Annotated in this window: 15 protein-coding genes and 1 riboswitch; of the genes, 8 read left to right on the top strand and 7 right to left on the bottom strand. The window is 63.0% G+C overall.

What is annotated here, in order from left to right; translation table 11 throughout:
• Positions 1 to 2: 2 nt before the first annotated feature.
• The 3 genes from CVS28_RS00405 to CVS28_RS00395 all read left to right on the top strand — a co-directional run bounded on the left by CVS28_RS00405 (position 3) and on the right by CVS28_RS00395 (position 3398).
• Positions 3 to 623: a LysE family transporter gene (locus CVS28_RS00405; RefSeq protein ID WP_103480288.1), complete on the top strand. Its 621-nt coding sequence runs from the start codon at positions 3 to 5 to the stop codon at positions 621 to 623.
• A gap of 59 nt (positions 624 to 682) precedes the next feature.
• Positions 683 to 1198, top strand: coding sequence for a low molecular weight protein-tyrosine-phosphatase (locus tag CVS28_RS00400; protein ID WP_103480287.1), 516 nt, complete (start codon positions 683 to 685; stop codon positions 1196 to 1198).
• A gap of 130 nt (positions 1199 to 1328) precedes the next feature.
• A complete protein-coding gene (locus CVS28_RS00395) occupies positions 1329 to 3398 on the top strand; it encodes a chorismate-binding protein (RefSeq protein WP_243399638.1) in 2070 nt (689 codons plus the stop codon).
• A gap of 115 nt (positions 3399 to 3513) precedes the next feature.
• Here the strand turns inward: CVS28_RS00395 and cls are convergent, their stop codons facing one another.
• Complete coding sequence (gene cls, locus CVS28_RS00390; protein ID WP_103480286.1) at positions 3514 to 4992, bottom strand: cardiolipin synthase; 1479 nt, start codon at positions 4990 to 4992, stop codon at positions 3514 to 3516.
• A 162-nt stretch (positions 4993 to 5154) separates the two neighbouring features.
• Here cls and CVS28_RS00385 point away from each other — a divergent pair, with 162 nt between their 5' ends.
• Positions 5155 to 5766 carry an HdeD family acid-resistance protein gene (locus CVS28_RS00385; protein WP_103480285.1) on the top strand — a complete coding sequence of 204 codons (612 nt, stop codon included), beginning with the start codon at positions 5155 to 5157 and terminating at the stop codon, positions 5764 to 5766.
• Positions 5767 to 5776: 10 nt separating this feature from the next.
• Positions 5777 to 6676 (top strand): aminodeoxychorismate lyase, encoded by a 900-nt coding sequence (locus CVS28_RS00380; protein ID WP_103480284.1) that lies wholly within the window; start codon positions 5777 to 5779, stop codon positions 6674 to 6676.
• Between the two features lie 12 nt (positions 6677 to 6688).
• On the opposite strand, the gene CVS28_RS00375 is transcribed toward CVS28_RS00380, so the two are convergent.
• Positions 6689 to 7336, bottom strand: coding sequence for a Pr6Pr family membrane protein (locus tag CVS28_RS00375; RefSeq protein WP_133159017.1), 648 nt, complete (start codon positions 7334 to 7336; stop codon positions 6689 to 6691).
• A gap of 113 nt (positions 7337 to 7449) precedes the next feature.
• Positions 7450 to 7570: riboswitch (SAM riboswitch) on the top strand.
• Between the two features lie 85 nt (positions 7571 to 7655).
• Here CVS28_RS00375 and CVS28_RS00370 point away from each other — a divergent pair.
• The 3 genes from CVS28_RS00370 (at position 7656) to CVS28_RS00360 (ending at position 9602) form a co-directional block, all read left to right on the top strand.
• On the top strand, positions 7656 to 7916 hold the full coding sequence (locus CVS28_RS00370) for a DUF1737 domain-containing protein (protein WP_103480283.1): 261 nt from the start codon (positions 7656 to 7658) through the stop codon (positions 7914 to 7916).
• Positions 7913 to 8305: a rhodanese-like domain-containing protein gene (locus tag CVS28_RS00365; RefSeq protein WP_103480282.1), complete on the top strand. Its 393-nt coding sequence runs from the start codon at positions 7913 to 7915 to the stop codon at positions 8303 to 8305. The genes CVS28_RS00370 and CVS28_RS00365 overlap by 4 nt, the downstream gene beginning before the upstream one ends.
• Positions 8306 to 8390: 85 nt before the next feature.
• The gene (locus CVS28_RS00360; RefSeq protein WP_103463759.1) at positions 8391 to 9602 is read left to right on the top strand and encodes an O-succinylhomoserine sulfhydrylase; all 1212 of its coding nucleotides are present in this window, start codon (positions 8391 to 8393) and stop codon (positions 9600 to 9602) included.
• Here CVS28_RS00360 and CVS28_RS00355 read toward each other — a convergent pair.
• The 5 genes from CVS28_RS00355 to CVS28_RS00335 form a co-directional block, all read right to left on the bottom strand.
• Entirely contained in the window at positions 9595 to 10050 is a 456-nt protein-coding gene (locus CVS28_RS00355; RefSeq protein WP_103480281.1) for a hypothetical protein, read from the bottom strand. The two genes, CVS28_RS00360 and CVS28_RS00355, sit on opposite strands and share 8 nt — an antisense overlap.
• A 129-nt stretch (positions 10051 to 10179) precedes the next feature.
• On the bottom strand, positions 10180 to 11712 hold the full coding sequence (locus CVS28_RS00350; protein WP_103480280.1) for a UDP-N-acetylglucosamine 1-carboxyvinyltransferase: 1533 nt from the start codon (positions 11710 to 11712) through the stop codon (positions 10180 to 10182).
• A gap of 253 nt (positions 11713 to 11965) precedes the next feature.
• Positions 11966 to 12919: an L-lactate dehydrogenase gene (locus CVS28_RS00345; protein WP_103463756.1), complete on the bottom strand. Its 954-nt coding sequence runs from the start codon at positions 12917 to 12919 to the stop codon at positions 11966 to 11968.
• Positions 12920 to 13052: 133 nt separating this feature from the next.
• Positions 13053 to 13850, bottom strand: coding sequence for an energy-coupling factor transporter transmembrane component T family protein (locus CVS28_RS00340; protein ID WP_103480279.1), 798 nt, complete (start codon positions 13848 to 13850; stop codon positions 13053 to 13055).
• Complete coding sequence (locus tag CVS28_RS00335; RefSeq protein WP_103480278.1) at positions 13847 to 15403, bottom strand: ABC transporter ATP-binding protein; 1557 nt, start codon at positions 15401 to 15403, stop codon at positions 13847 to 13849. The genes CVS28_RS00340 and CVS28_RS00335 overlap by 4 nt, the downstream gene beginning before the upstream one ends.
• Positions 15404 to 15405: the final 2 nt, after the last annotated feature.

Genomic DNA, 15405 nt, shown 5'->3' with positions numbered 1-15405 from the left:
GGGTGGAATTTTCTTTGTGGCTGGCCCTTGCCGGCGCCGGCGCCATGATCAGCCTGACTCCCGGCGCGGGCGCCATCAACACCATGTCCAACGCGCTGACCTCCGGCTTCCGGCGCTCCTTTTGGGGCATTTTGGGCCAGCAGCTGGCGCTGGTCATTCATGTGGTCATCGTGGCGGCAGGTGTGGGCATCCTGGTATCAAGCTCGCCGTTCCTGTTCATGATGATCCGCTATGTGGGCGCCGCCTATCTGGTCTATCTAGGTATCCGGAAGTTGCTGGCCAAGGCTGAAAAGACTGACGACGCCAACTCCCCCGCCGTGGTGGAGTCCGGTTTCTCCATGTTCCGCCGCGGGCTGTGGGTGAACCTGCTTAATCCGAAGGCGATTGTTTTCTTCCTGGCGTTCATGCCCCAGTTCATTCGGCCCAATGAACCATTGCTGCCGCAGTACGTGATCCTGACGGCAACCGTGGTGGTCATCGACATCATCGTCATGTGGTTCATCTTTGCCGCGGGCGCCAAACAGCTCAAGCACTTGACCACCAGCGAGCGCGGGCAGCTGATTCTCAACCGGATCTTTGGCATCTTGTTCATTGTTGTGGGCATCTTGTTGGCACTGGTGTAGGCCTCAGGCCCAACACCTTGGGTCCGCGCTGCGGCCTGCGGCGTCGATAGACTTATCCAATGACCAAGCCCTACCGGATCATCACCGTCTGCACCGGCAACATCTGCCGCTCACCCATGGCCGAATTCATATTGGCGAACGCCGCCAGGGATGCTGGACTCGATGTTGAGGTCGACTCGGCAGGCACCACGCAATGGGAGATCGGCAATCCCCTGGACTCCCGTGCCGCGGATGTGCTCAGCCGCCACGGCATCCCGACCACAGCCCACACTGCACGCCACTTCAACACCGCCTGGTTTGCTGAACGCGAGCTGATCCTGGCCCTGGACACCGACCACTTTGATGCGCTCCTGGCCCTTGCCCCCACCCCCGAGGCCGCCGCGAAGGTGCGCATGCTGCGCTCCTTCGACCCTGCCGTGGCCCATGTGGGCAGTCAGGCGCAAGGCATCTATGATCCCTGGTTCGGCGACGACCATGATTTTGAAGTCAGTTGGGCCTTGATTTCGGCAGCCGTCCCAGGCATCCTGGCCTACGTCACCGCCAACGGCGCAGCACAGGGCACAGACCGTGGCTAGTCCCCAGCCGCTCCCACCGCTCGCAAGCTCGCAGCGGGCCCCTCGCGACGGTGGGCCCACCCAGCCGCTCCCACCGCTCGCAAGCTCGCAGCGGGCCCCTCGCGACGGTGGGCCCACGCAACGGCCCGTCATCATCGCCGTCGACGGCCGCTCCGGTGCCGGAAAGACCACTGTCGCGGTGGAATTGGCGGCCATGCTGCGCCGTCACCGCACGGTCTCCCTGTTTCATCTGGAAGATATTTACCCCGGCTGGGATGGCCTGGCCGGCGGGGTTGAACGCTACATTGACCAGGTGCTGGCCCCCCTGAGCCAGGGCTCCCCGGCCACGTGGACGGCATGGGATTGGGAAGCTAAGAATAGCGGCGCTACCCGCACCACCGAGCTTGCCCACGTGGTGCTTGTGGAGGGTGTGGGATCTTCACTGGGCCGGGCCGGGAAATTCCTGGATGCCGTGATTTGGGTGGATGCTCCCAGCCATGTCCGCAAGCAGCGGGCCCTGGCCCGTGACGGCGAGACGTACGCACCTTTTTGGGATAGTTGGGCCGCCCAGGAGGAACTCCTACTCAGCGAGTCTGGCAGCGCTGCGAGGGCCGACGTGGTGGTGGACGGCACCCACGGCGTGGCCCGCGCCCCGGAATTTGTCCTTGACGCACTGACCCAGTTGCCTGCCTTGGAACATGTCCTGAGCCCGGAACTGGCACGCCGCCGGGGCTTGGATTTTTCGGCCGTGCGCATCGATGCGCTGCCGACCGGCGCAGATCTGTTCCAGGCCCTGTACGGGAGTTCCACCAACGCCGTCTGGCTGGACAGCTCCATCGCGGAAAGCGGTGGCATTTCGGCAGCGCAACCCAACCGGGCCCGGTTTTCCATCATGGCCGATGACTCCGGCTGTTTTGGCCAGCTGGCCCGTTACCACCAGGGCCTGACAACAGTTAGCTGCGGGCAGGTGACCACCCGCATTCGCGGCACCTTCTTCCACTGGCTGGACTCCGTCTGGGGCCGCAAGGCAGTCCGCGCACCCCAGCACTACCCCGGCGATTTCACCCTGGGGTGGCTGGGCTATTTGGGTTACGAGCTCAAGGCCGAAACAGGCGGAACGGACACGACACCGCGGGCCGGAAACGCCGCAGACCTGCCCACTGCCGCATTGCTGTTTGCCGGCCGGGCAGTGGTGCTTGACCATGAAGAAAAGTGCCTCTACGTTTTGACCCTGACGGCAGCCCACCACCCAGCGTCCACCGAGGAAGCCGCCAACTACGTGGCATTGGTTCGCCATGCGGTGCGGACCACCGCTCCCTCCCCACAGCATGGGACCGCCGGGGTAGCACCCACTCCCACCACCGCGCCCCGCTTCGTGGCCCGTGACGGCGAGCGCCGCTACAAGGACATGATCGCCGCGGCCAAGGCGCAAATCCACGACGGCAATTCCTACGAGGTTTGCCTGACCACGCAATTGACAGCGCACACGCCCGAGAAAGTGGATGCCTGGGCGGCCTACACGGCCCTGCGCACGCGCAGCCCAGCCCCCTTTGCGGCGTTCATGCGTTTGGACTCGATCAGTGTTTGCAGCACCTCACCGGAACGCTTCTTGCGTTTTGACGCCGCCGGACTGATGCGCGCCGAACCCATCAAGGGCACGCGGCGCCGCGACCTGGACCCTGCCGTGGATGCTGCCCTCAAGGCGGATTTGGCCACCTCCCTCAAGGACAGGGCGGAGAACGTGATGATTGTTGACCTGTTACGCAACGATCTCTCCCGCTTTGCCCTGCCGCACACCTTGATGGTGCCGCGCCTGTGCGCCATTGAAAGTTACGCCACGGTGCATCAAATGGTCAGCACCATTGAGGCGCAGCTGATCCCGGGCAGTTCGCGTGCTGCTGCCGTGGCCGCCGCCTTCCCGGCCGGGTCCATGACGGGTGCGCCAAAAATCAGCACCATGGCCATTCTCGACTCGCTTGAGGCCGGGCCGCGTGGCATTTACTCCGGCGCGTTGGGCTACTTCTCCCTCAATGCCGCCATGGACCTCTCAGTGGTGATCCGCACGCTGGTCCTCACAGATACGCACGACGGCGGCACGCACTTTACGCTGGGGGTCGGCGGCGCCATCACGGCCGACTCAGACGACGAGGCCGAATGGCAGGAGATCCAAGCCAAAGCCTTCGGCGTCCTGTCCACCCTGGGCTCAGAGTTCCCGGCGTAACCGGCGACGGCCCGCCATTTTCCGGCGACTATCCGACTCCTCGGCCGCGGGCGGCCTGCGGGTCTCCTCTACGTCGCCTACAAAAAATGCCGGCTCCGCTGCCGCGTAAGACGCGTTACTGGAGGGTGGCGGTCAGGCGTGCCACGTTGTCCACGTAGCGGGCCAAAACGGGCCGGTTGACCCATTCCTCCAAGTTCAGCTCACGCGAGACGGCCCGGTAGTGGTCTTCCACGGTGTGCATCTGCTGGACCACCTCGCGGTCAATCATCATGACGGTGACTTCAAGGTTGAGGGAGAAGCTGCGCATGTCCATGTTGGAGGAGCCAATGACGGCAACGTCGGAGTCCACGGTGAAGTGCTTGGCGTGCAACACCAACGGCTTGGGGTACAGGTAGATCCGCACACCAGCCTTCAGCAGCGCCTCATAGTAGGAGCGTTGGGCGTGGTGAACCAGGAACTGGTCGCCCTGCTCGGAGACGAACAGTTCCACCAGCACCCCGCGCTGGGCGGCCGTGGTGATGGCGTAGAGCAGTGAATCGTCGGGCACAAAGTAGGGGCTGGAAATGGTGATGCAGTCCTTGGCCGAGTACAGCAGGGTGTTGAACAGGCGCAAGTTGTTCTCGGTGACGAACCCCGGACCACTGGGCACCACCTGACACAGAGAACCGCCGGAAAAGGATTCCCAATGGTGGGTGGCCAGCTGCGACTCAAGGTTTTCCTCGGTCTCGGATGACCAGTCGGTGGCGAACATGATGTTCAGGGTGCCCACGATGGGTCCCTCCAGACGGGACATGAGCTCCACCCACTTGCGTCCAATCTTGTGGTTTTTCTTGTTCCGGTAGGACGGCTCAATAACGTTTTGGGAGCCGGTGAAGCCAACGCGCCCATCCACCACAAGAATTTTTCGGTGGTTGCGCAGATCCGGTCGGCGCCATTGGCCCTTGACGGGCAGGAGCGGCAGCATGCGCCGCCACTGGATCGAGCTGGCCTTCAGGCGCTTAATCATGTCCCCGTAGCCGGGCACCCGCAAGGAGCCAATATGGTCAAAGAGCACGCGGACACGCACACCACGCTCCGCCGCCGCCTCGAGCTCCCTAAAGAGCCTGTCGGTGCAGTCATCCGAGCTCATGATGTAAAACTCTGCGTTAACATAGTCCGTGGCCCGGCTGACCTCATCAGCCATGGCATCCAGAGACTCCTGGTACCCCTCAATCAGCTCAACGGAGTTGCCCCCCAACACCGGGAAGTAACCCAAGTTGCGGTTCAGTTCCATGACGGATTTCACCCACGCAGGGCCCTCATATTCGGGAACCTGGGCCGCAATGTCCGCGGTTCCTTCCAGAATCCGCAGGTTGACGGCGTCCTGGGTCTCCCGCCGGCGTCGTGAGAGCCTGAAGTTGCCGAACATGAGGAACAGGATCAAGCCAATATAGGGCAGGAAGAAAATACATAGCAGCCATGCCATGGCAGTTGTGGGGCGCCGGTTGCCGGGAATAACGCCAAGCACCACAATACGGATGGCCAAATCCACCAACAAAAGCAGCGCGGAAACCCAAGGACTCACTGTTGGCAGACTAAACGCCGTCCAGATCATGCGGGCCTCCCAGATTTCGTAAGCTCGTTCCTAAGCCAAGTGACAATAGCCTAACGGTAGTTCGTGTCTGGGCAGTTCCTGACCCGTCGGGTAACCTGCTGAGGCTATGCTGGGCGTAATTTTCCATCCGCGTTTTGAAACTTTGCAGAAAGAAGTTCAACTATGAGCAACTCCAGCCAGCCTGAAGTCTCCGTCGACATTTTTGCCCTCGACCCACTCAAACTAACGCAACAAGCCGTCAAGGGCCTGCGCATGGCCTTTGCCATCAGCGGCGCTGTGGCATTGATCCTGGGCATTGTCCTGCTGTTCTGGCCCACTAAAACCCTGGCCGTTATTGCCATCTTCCTGGGTATCAACTTCCTCATTGCCGGCGGTGTGAGGGTGGCGTTGGGTATTTTCAGCCACGGCCTCTCCACCGGCTTGCGCATCCTGGATGTGGTTCTGGGCCTGCTAGTTCTGGTTGCAGGCGTCATTATCCTGCGCAATTCAGCGGCCAGCGGCGAAGCTCTCCTGCTGTTCACGGTCATCTTCATGGGCATCGGCTGGATCATTGAAGGCATTGTGGCCATCGCCGAAGCCGGCAGGGGATCCACCCGCACCTGGGCCATTGTCTTTGGTATTCTGAGCGTTCTTGCGGGCATTGTGGTGCTGGTTGTTCCGGTCTGGACCGCGCAGTGGCTGCTGCTCGTGAGCGCCATCATGCTGATCATCCTGGGCATTGTTGGCCTGGTCCGCGCATTCACCTTTGGCAAGGCGATCCTGCAGGCCAGCTAAGCTCTACTGCATGACAGTTTTGGTATTTCTGGATCCCGTTCACCCCGCTGGCCGGCTGGCCGACGCCTCATCCCCCACCATTTTGGCTACGGATCAAGGCGTGACGCGGGGGGACGGGATTTTTGAATCCCTGCTCGCCATCAATGGTGTCCCCCGCAAAGTCCAGGCCCACCTTGACCGGCTGGCGGGTTCGGCACTGACCATGGATCTGGCGATTCCGGCGGCGGAGGTTTGGCTGGCAGCCATTACGACGGCGCTCACGGCTTACGCCGGCGGCTCGGCTGCCGAGGGGCAGGCAGTGGTGAAGTTGATTGCCACCCGCGGCCCCGAAGGCGGCAACACCCCCACCGCCTGGGTGCAGGTCTCAGCCGTCTCACCGGCCTTGGCCAAGCAGCGCGACGCCGGACTGTCGGTGATCTTGTTGGAGCGCGGCTATGACAGCGACATTGCCGCACGGGCGCCGTGGCTGCTTTTAGGCGCGAAAACCCTTTCCTACGCGGTGAACATGGCCGCCCTGCGCCACGCCCACAGCCAGGGGGCCGATGACGTGATCTTCACCAGTGGTGACCAGCTGGTGCTGGAGGGACCCACGTCGTCAGTTCTGTTGGCACATATCTCGGATGATTCAGGTGTCCCGGTGAAGCGGCTCATCACACCCCATCTGGATACCGGAATTTTGCCCGGCACCACTCAGGGAGCGCTCTTTGCAGCGGCCAAGGAGGCTGGTTGGGAACTGGGCTACGGCCCCGTCACCCCGGCGGACTTGCTGGACGCTGACGCCGTCTGGCTCATTTCCAGCTTGCGGCTGCTGGCCCCCGTGAACACCATTGACGGTGTGGAGATCGGCACGGCGGCCAACCGGGCGCAGCTCAGCGCCGAACTCAGCGCACTGTTGGCCACAACACTGTAGGAGACTATGCGGTTAGGCGGCTACGCTGTCTGACTCCCACTGAACAGGCACCAGTGGACGGAACTTGTTGGCCAACAGGATCAACACAATAGTCGTCGCTATGAACGCCACGGCAATGAACAGGCAGGTGATGGCCACGGCGCCGTAGCCGCCGTTGGCCGGATTCAGGAACGGGTAGGCATACCAGCCGGTGATGGCACCGCGGACCAGCGAGTAGGCCAAATAGGCCAAGGGGAAAAACACGGCGATCCAGAGGCTGCGCAGCGAAAGGGGCTTGCGGGGGGACTGGATGAGCCAGTCTGCCACCACTACCACCGGCATAACGTAGTGCAGCCAGGTGTTGATCCACGGGAGCAGCGAGCCAAGGTCCACATCACGCAACAACGCGCTGAACACCATACCCACCAGCGCCATGGCAACCACTGAAACGCAGCGCAAAACCTGCCACAGCGGCCCCAGCTCCTTGCCACGCCACGTCAGCACCGACTCCACCAACAGCACCACCGCAGCAAAAATGTTGCCAAGATTGGTGAAGTAGCTGAAGAAGTTCAGCACTGGGAAGCCATTGCTGATGTGAATACCCAGTTGGGTTCCCACGGCAATAAGCGTTACGGCACCGAACAGGAAACGGACTGCGGCAAAGGCGCGGGTCAAGGTCATGCGTTTATCTTGCCACTTGGCGGGGTTGCCGTGTTGCAACGCGCCCGTCATGTTGAGCCACACTGACACATTCTTGGGCCCGCTGCACGGCTCATGTGCTATTTTTTCAAGTAAGTAATGAGTGCCAGCGTCAAGCCCTGACTCGCTGGCCGGCAACCCTCTTTCCGGCGGGGTGCCTCAGGTGAATACTTGGCAAACCCAGCTACCCAAGCCACAGGTTTGCAAGCGTGAACGTCTTATTGCGTGCTTATCAGCCAACCCTCGTTAAGCGCAGTCTCCCGCTTGCAGATTTAGCGCTTTCTTGCAATGAGGAGAACACATGTCCGCGGACGAATCCCCCCTGGCCTACCGGCTCATCACCGGCCCCGATGACAAGTCTTTTTGTGAGCGCATTTCAGAAGCTCTGGCCGAAGGCTACGTGCTCCACGGAGGACCGGCCGTAACCTTCAACGGGACCAGCGTCATCTGTGCCCAAGCATTGATCCTCCCACAGGCCATTGCCGTCAGTGACGCAGCAGTTGCCACGGCCGTGGATGAGCTCGATGCTGAGCTGGAGTTCGACGGCGAGGGCATCGCATGAGCTACGCAGGAGACCTTGCCCCGGCCACGGCTTGGGAACACCTGGCAGCAGGCGCGGTACTCCTTGATGTGCGCACCGAGGGAGAATGGGCGCACATTGGCGTTCCAGACACCTCGGCACTGAACACTGAGCCTGTCTTCATCCAATGGAACCTGGCCAGCGGACACAACAACCCTGACTTTCTGGCGCAGCTATTGGCGGCAGTGCCCACGGAAAAGCCGCTGGTGGTGTTGTGCCGCTCCGGCGCCCGTTCCATCGCCGCGGCCCACGCCGCCACGGCTGCCGGGTACACGGCCTATAACGTCCTGGAGGGCTTTGAGGGTGAGCCGGACAGCTACGGCGAGCGGGTCATCAACGGCTGGAAGAACCGCAGCCTGCCCTGGCGCTAGCAACGCAGCGCCCCGCGCCGCCGCCGTAAGTCAGTCAGTCAGTCAGTCAGTCAGGACCGCACCACCAGCGAAATAGGGTAAGTCATTGAGTAACTTTAACGAGCACGCCGCCACCTGGGCGCAGGACACCCAGGCCGTGCGCGGCGGGCTTGACCGCAGCAATTTCTCCGAAACCTCCGAGGCCTTGTTCCTGAATTCAGGGTTCGTGTACGAATCGGCTGAGGCCGCCGAACAGGCCTTCACCGGCGAGGCGGACCGGTTCGTGTACTCCCGCTACGGCAACCCGTCCGTGGCAACCTTCCAGGAACGCCTGCGCCTGCTCGAGGGCAAGGAGGCCTGCTTTGCCACGGCCTCGGGCATGTCCGCCGTTTTCACGGCCTTGGGTGCCTTGCTGGCGGCCGGGGACAGGGTGGTTGCCTCACGATCACTCTTTGGCTCCTGCTTTGTCATCTTGAACGAGTTGCTGCCGCGGTGGGGCGTGGAAACGGTGTTCGTGGACGGACCGGATCTGGATCAGTGGCGCGAGGCCCTTTCGGTGCCGACCACTGCCGTGTTCTTTGAGTCCCCGTCGAACCCCATGCAGGAAATCATTGACATACAGGCGGTGTGCGACCTGGCCCATGCCGCGGGCGCGCAGGTGGTGGCCGACAACGTGTTTGCCACCCCCCTGCTGCAGCGATGTGGCGATTTTGGTGCGGACATCATTGTGTACTCCGGCACCAAGCACATTGACGGTCAGGGGCGTGTTCTGGGCGGCGCCATCCTGGGCAGCAAGGAGTTCATTGACGGTCCCGTCAAGAACTTGATGCGGCACACGGGCCCCGCCTTGTCGGCGTTCAACGCGTGGGTCCTGACCAAGGGCTTGGAAACCATGAACCTGCGCGTCACGCATTCGTGCAACAACGCCCTGGCCCTGGGCGAGTTCCTTGAGGCCCAGCCACAAGTTAGTCTCGTGCTGTACCCGCATCTGCCGTCCCACCCACAGTACGAGCTGGCTAAGAAGCAGATGAAGGCCGGCGGCACGGTGCTGACGTTTGAACTGGCGCAGCCGGGCACCGGAACCACCAAGGATGCAGCGTTTGCCCTGCTCAATGCCCTGCAAATCATTGACATTTCCAATAATTTGGGCGACGCCAAATCCCTGATCACCCACCCTGCCACAACAACCCACCGCGCCATGGGCGCGGAGGCCCGTGCGGCCATTGGCCTGCGCAACGGCTTCCTGCGCTTGTCAGTGGGTCTGGAGGATGTGGAAGACTTGAAGGCTGATCTGGCGCAGGCGTTGTCCGCTATTTAGCGAGCTTGCGCGCCCATGCGGAGAAGCTGGCCACGTCGGATCCGGACATGACGGCGGCCGGCGGTTCGCTCACGGGGACAACCATCAGCGCCAGCGCGTCCGCGGGAAATACTGCCATCCATTTTCCGGCCTCGGAGGCCCTACCGGCCGTCGCCGCAGCATCAACCCCCACCGCGTTGCACAGGAAGACATCCGGGCTGGCCCCCATCGGATCGACCATGCTGATCCGCCCGTCGAGCAGTTCGAGGATTTCCGCGTGAAGCATGGTCACGGTGAGGTCGCTCGTGGTCAGCTGCACGCAGTGCATCAGCTTGGCGCCTTTGCGCCCGCGCGGCAGGTCCACCTCGGTGGCCGTCAACCCAGCACCCTGCCACGGGATTCCGCCGTCCCGCGGGATGGCGGCGGGCGGAAGGGGTGCTGCGGCATCGCGTTTAGTCCAAGGAAACATGTTGCTGAGCCTAGCGGAACCACCGTCGTGCGTTAAAAAACTGTGGCCGCGCCCGTCTCCCGTTTTCGCGCCCGTTCGGACGGGCGCGACATGCGGGGACGGGCGCGGCGGCCCGAAAGTCCGGCGTTTCTAGTCTTGGAAGTACTCGATCTCCGCGCCAATGGTGTTGAGGCGTTCGGCCAGGTCCTCGTAGCCGCGCTCAATCACGTAAATGTTGCGCAGCTCGGAGGTGCCCTTGGCGGCGAGCATTGCCAGGAGGATGCAGGCGGCCGGGCGCAGTGCCGGGGGGCAGCCAATTTCCGCTGCACGCCAGGCCGTGGGGCCGGTGATGTCGATTCGGTGCGGGTCCAGCAGGCGAACGCCGGCACCGAGGCGGTTGAGTTCCGTCAGGTAGATGGCCCGGCCCTCATACACCCAGTCGTGGATGAGCGTAGTGCCCTCCGCGCAGGAGGCAATCACGGCGAAGAACGGCAAGTTGTCAATGTTCAGGCCCGGGAAGGGCATGGGGTGGATCTTGTCCGGCGCCGCCTTCAACTCGGACGGCAGCGTGGTGATGTCCACCAGGCGGGTCTTGCCGTTGCGGGCCACGTACTCGGCGGACTTGAGGTACTTGAAGCCCATTTGCTCCAACACCTTCAGTTCAATTTCCATGAACTCAATGGGAACCCGTGTCACGGTGACTTCAGACTTGGTGACGATGCCGGCCGTAATCAGGCTCATGGCCTCGATGGGGTCCTCGGACGGCGCGTATTCAATACCCACGTCAATGCGGGACTTGCCGGTGATGGTCAGTGTTGTTGAGCCAACACCTTCCACCGTGACGCCCAGGCCCTGCAGGTAGAAGCAAAGGTCCTGCACCATGTAGTTGGGGCTGGCGTTGCGAATGATTGTTTTGCCTTCGCGGTGCGCGGCGGCCATAATGGCGTTTTCGGTGACCGTGTCGCCACGTTCCGTCAGCACAAAGGTCCTGTCCAGGGCATCACTCACAGGGGCGTGGACCTGGTAGAAACCGTCATGGGCTATGACTGTGAGGCCAAATTCGCGCAGTGCCTGCATGTGCGGTTCCACTGTGCGTGTGCCCAGGTCACAGCCGCCGGCGTAGGGAATCCGGTAGGATTCCTGCTCATCAAGGAGGGGGCCCAGCAACATGATGACGCTGCGGGTGCGCTTGGCTGCAGCGATGTCCATGGAGGCAAGGTCCAACACGGCGGGCCGGCGAATCTGAAGGTCGTTGTCTTCCATCCAGGTGCACTCAACACCAATGGATGTCAACAGTTCAACAATGCGGTTGACCTCTTCAATGCGGGCCAGGCGACGCAAGGTGGTGGTGCCGCGGTTCAGCAAGCTGGCGCAGAGCAGGGCAACGCCGGCATTCTTGCTGGTGTTGACCTGGACGCTTCCGGAAAGTTGGCGCTCCCCGTGCACACGCAGGTGCGTGACAGCGTTCTTGGTGGTGGCTCCCACGCTGAAGAGGTTGGCCTCCAACAGTGCTTCCATCCGCTGGATCATCCGCAGACTCAGGTTTTGTTTGCCTTGTTCCATCCTGGCGACAGCACTTTGGCTGGTGCCCAATTGGGACGCCAATTCACCTTGGGTCCAGCCTTTTTCGGTGCGGGCATCGCGCACCAATACGCCAACTGTTGCTGCAGCCATTTGAGTCATAACAACTTTTATATCACAGGATGCATATTTTGCTTGACATTTGTGACCCAATGGGCAGTTTGTGCGAAAAACGGTCAAAATTAACCGTTATATGCGATAACCCTTAAGTGAGCGCGGCCGCGGAAGTCGGCGTCACACTCAACGGTACCCCGACCTCGGCCGCACGTACCAAAACACCCAGCAACTTTGAGCCAATCGGCTAGCCCCGCTCGGCCTCGGTGGCACCTTTCGCGGGACCCAGATGAACTCCGCCCTAGCTGAACAAGGCGATGGAAGCGGCCAGGGTCTCGGCCGAGTGCTGGAGCTGGGCTTCCTCCCTATGGTCCATGTGCGTGTCGAGCACACGCTGCACGCCGCCAGCGCCAACGATCGACGGCACACTCAGGGCCACGCCGTCGATCCCCCGGTAGCCGTGCAGCACGCTCGAGACGGGAAGGATGCTCCGCTCGTCCTGCAAAACGGCCTCGACAATGCGGGCACCCGAGAGCCCGATCGCATAGTTCGTGGCACCCTTGCCGGCGATGACCTTGTAGGCGGCATGGACCACGTCGTGGGTGAGTGATTCGAGCCGTTCACGGGGAAACAGCAGGGACCCGGAGGAGTCGGTCCATTCCGGTAGCGGGGTCTGGCCGATGGTCGCGGTGGACCACAAGGGGAATTCCGTGTCGCCGTGCTCGCCGACGATCAGCGCATGCACGCTTTGCGGCGCCACCTGCGCAGCCTCTGCCACGAGCCAGCGCAGCCGGGCGGAATCAAGCACTGTGCCCGTGCTGAAGATGCGCCCGTGCGGCAGATCCGTGATGCGCTCGGCTACTGCCGTGAGCACATCGCACGGGTTCGTCACCAGGATGAACACGGCATTGGGTGCCAGGGCCACCAGTTGCGGCAGCATCTTCTCCAGGATTGCCACGTTGACGCCCGCCAGCTCAAGCCGGGTCTGGCCAGGCTCCTGCTTGGCCCCGGCCGTGATGACCACGACGTCGGAATCGGCCACCAGCTCAATGTCACTTCCGCCCGTGATGCGCGGGGCACCCACAAAGGGGGTGCCGTGGGCTAGGTCAAGGACTTCGGCCTCCACCTTGGCCGTGGCGATGTCATACAAGACAACCTCGCGTGCGGAACCTCGAATGAGGGCGGCATAGGCCAGCGACGTGCCGACGCTGCCGGCGCCGACAATGGTGAGCTTGGTGCTGCGTGCGATCGTCATGCCCCCAGTATCCCAGCCACCCAGACGCTTCCACAGTATGTGTCCGGCTGTTTCCTGGCGGCGATCACACCGGCAAAGGAAAGGCCCGCCCTGCACGCCTCAAGGCGCCAAGGGCGGGCCGGTTGCTGTCTAGCTAGCCAAACACGGGATTCCAGCTGCCCAGCAGCACGGCAGCGCTCACCGATACGGCTGCGATCACCAGCCCCCCAGCGACAACCCACAGGTCATGACGGGCGAACGAGGATTCACGGGCCCAGGTGCGCGGACCTGCCCCGAAACCCTTGGCCTCCATGGTGACAGCAAGCCGTGACGCCCGGCGCACGGCCTGCACCAGTAACGCCATGGCCTGGCCCAGCTGGGCCTTGACGCCACGGAACAGCCCGGGCTCACCGCCCACCCCGCGGGCACGGCGCGCCATGCCGAGAGTTTGCCATTCCGCGACCAACAAACCCACCAGCCGCATGGCCGCCAGCGCCCCAAGGACAAAACGGTGCGGCAGCCTGAGTTTTTGTGCCAACGCGTCGGCCAGATCCGTGGGATCGGTGGAAGCCAGCACAATGATTCCCGGCAAGGCGATGGCCAAACCACGCAGGGCAATGGCCACCCCGGCTTCCAGCGACCCGCTGGTAAAGGTCAAGGGCCCCCACTCCAACAAAAGCTCACCGGTTTTGGGCGCCAGCAGGGCCGTCCCGTAGCCGCCCACCACTGCTGCCACCAGAATGGGCCAGCCGCGCAGCAACAGCATGCGCGCGCTCAGTCCAGCCAACGGCAGGAGCATGCATTCAAGCACCAGGGCAACGGTTGCCGAGACCCAGTCAACGCTGACCAGCAGAACCACTGTGATCGCCATGCCGGCGCCCAGCTTCGCCAGCGGGTTGGCACGGGCCAACCACGCCGTGGAGCGGGGCGTGGCGATGATGTCGACGCTCATCGCTGCACCACCGACTCCGCTGAAAGCAGGGAGGCCGCACCTTGCGGCATCTGTTCGGGGGCGCCCAGCACCAGCTGTTCTCCACCCAGCACAGCACTAAAGGCTGCATCGTGTGTCACGGAAATCACGGCTGTCCCCGCATCCAGCAGCTCAGTCAGCAGGGATGCCAGCTCGGCCCAGGTGTTGGCGTCCTGGCCAAAAGTTGGCTCATCCAAGATCAGCACCTGCGGGCTGGCCGCCAACACTGTGGCCACGGACAGGCGCCGCTTTTCCCCGCCGGAGAGCGTGAAAGGGTTGGCATCGGCCAAATGGTCCAGCCGCAACCGCGTCAGAAGCCCATCCACCGAATCTCCGCCGCGCCCCAAGAGTTTCGGTGCAAACAACAGCTCCGCACGGACGCTGCCGGTAACAAATTGGTGCTCAGGTTCCTGAAACACCGTTCCGATCCGGCTGATCAGCTGGCGCCCGCGCCACTTCAACGGAGCAGTTCCGGCCCCGCGGGCCAGCGGCTCCGTTGCCAGCAACTGCCCGCCTGCTGGCGCCAGCAAGCCCGCCAGGGTCAGTGCCAGTGTTGATTTTCCTGCCCCGTTGGGGCCCGTCACGCTCAGCGCCTGCCCGGCGCTGACCCGCACGGAAGGAACCACAGCGATTGGAACGCCCGGGTGCCTGCGCCGTCCCTTGGTGCGGGAGACGGCAAGACCGCACGCCTCAAGCAGGAGCAGCTCCCCGGCGTCGTGCGTGGATGAGGCTTCCCTGGGCCGGACCGCCGGCACGTAGCCCGGCACCCAAATCCCGGCCGCCGTCAGCAGTTCCCGGCTTTGCGCCAAGACGGCGGCCGGCGGGCCGTCAAACAACACCCCGCCTGGCTCGCCCAGCGCGGCTGGCGCCAGGACAATGATCCTGTCCACGACCTCAAGCCACACGGAAACCCGGTGCTCAACCACCACAAGGGTTGCCCCGGATTCATCCAGGCTGCGGCGCACGGCATCGCGCACCTCCACCACACCGGCAGGATCCAGATTGGCCGTGGGCTCATCCAACAACAACAGGCCGGGGCGCATGGCCAGCATGCCAGCGAGCCCCAGCCGCTGTTTTTGCCCGCCAGACAGGGCCGAGCTTGGATGATCCAGGGGCAGCTTCAACCCCACGGACTCCAACGAAGCGCTCACGCGGCGCCAGATCTCATCCCGGGGGACGGCCATGTTTTCTGCACCAAAGGCAACGTCGTCACCAATGCGCGAGAGCACCACCTGAGCGTCGGGGTCTTGCTGCATGAGCCCTGCCCGGCCGCGTGATTCCGCCACTGGATAGCCGTCGATGAGCAGTTCACCGGCCTCATTGGCGTCCTCATCGTCCCCCAGCACCCCAGCAAGGGCGTGCAAGAGTGTCGACTTGCCAGCACCCGAGGGACCCAGCAACAAGACCCGCTCCCCGGGGGCAATCTCCAGATCCAGGTCATGTACGGCCTTGTTGGTGCGGCCCGAATGCTGCCAACCCCAGCCCTTTGCACTGATCCGCGCCGGAGTTGTCCCCCGGTGCGCCCAGGAGCCCACGC

This window comes from Arthrobacter glacialis, assembly GCF_002909415.1.
GTDB classification, from domain to species: Bacteria; Actinomycetota; Actinomycetes; order Actinomycetales; family Micrococcaceae; genus Specibacter; species Specibacter glacialis.
Note: the sequence above shows the minus strand (reverse complement) of the source record. Positions and strands in the feature narration are given on the sequence as shown.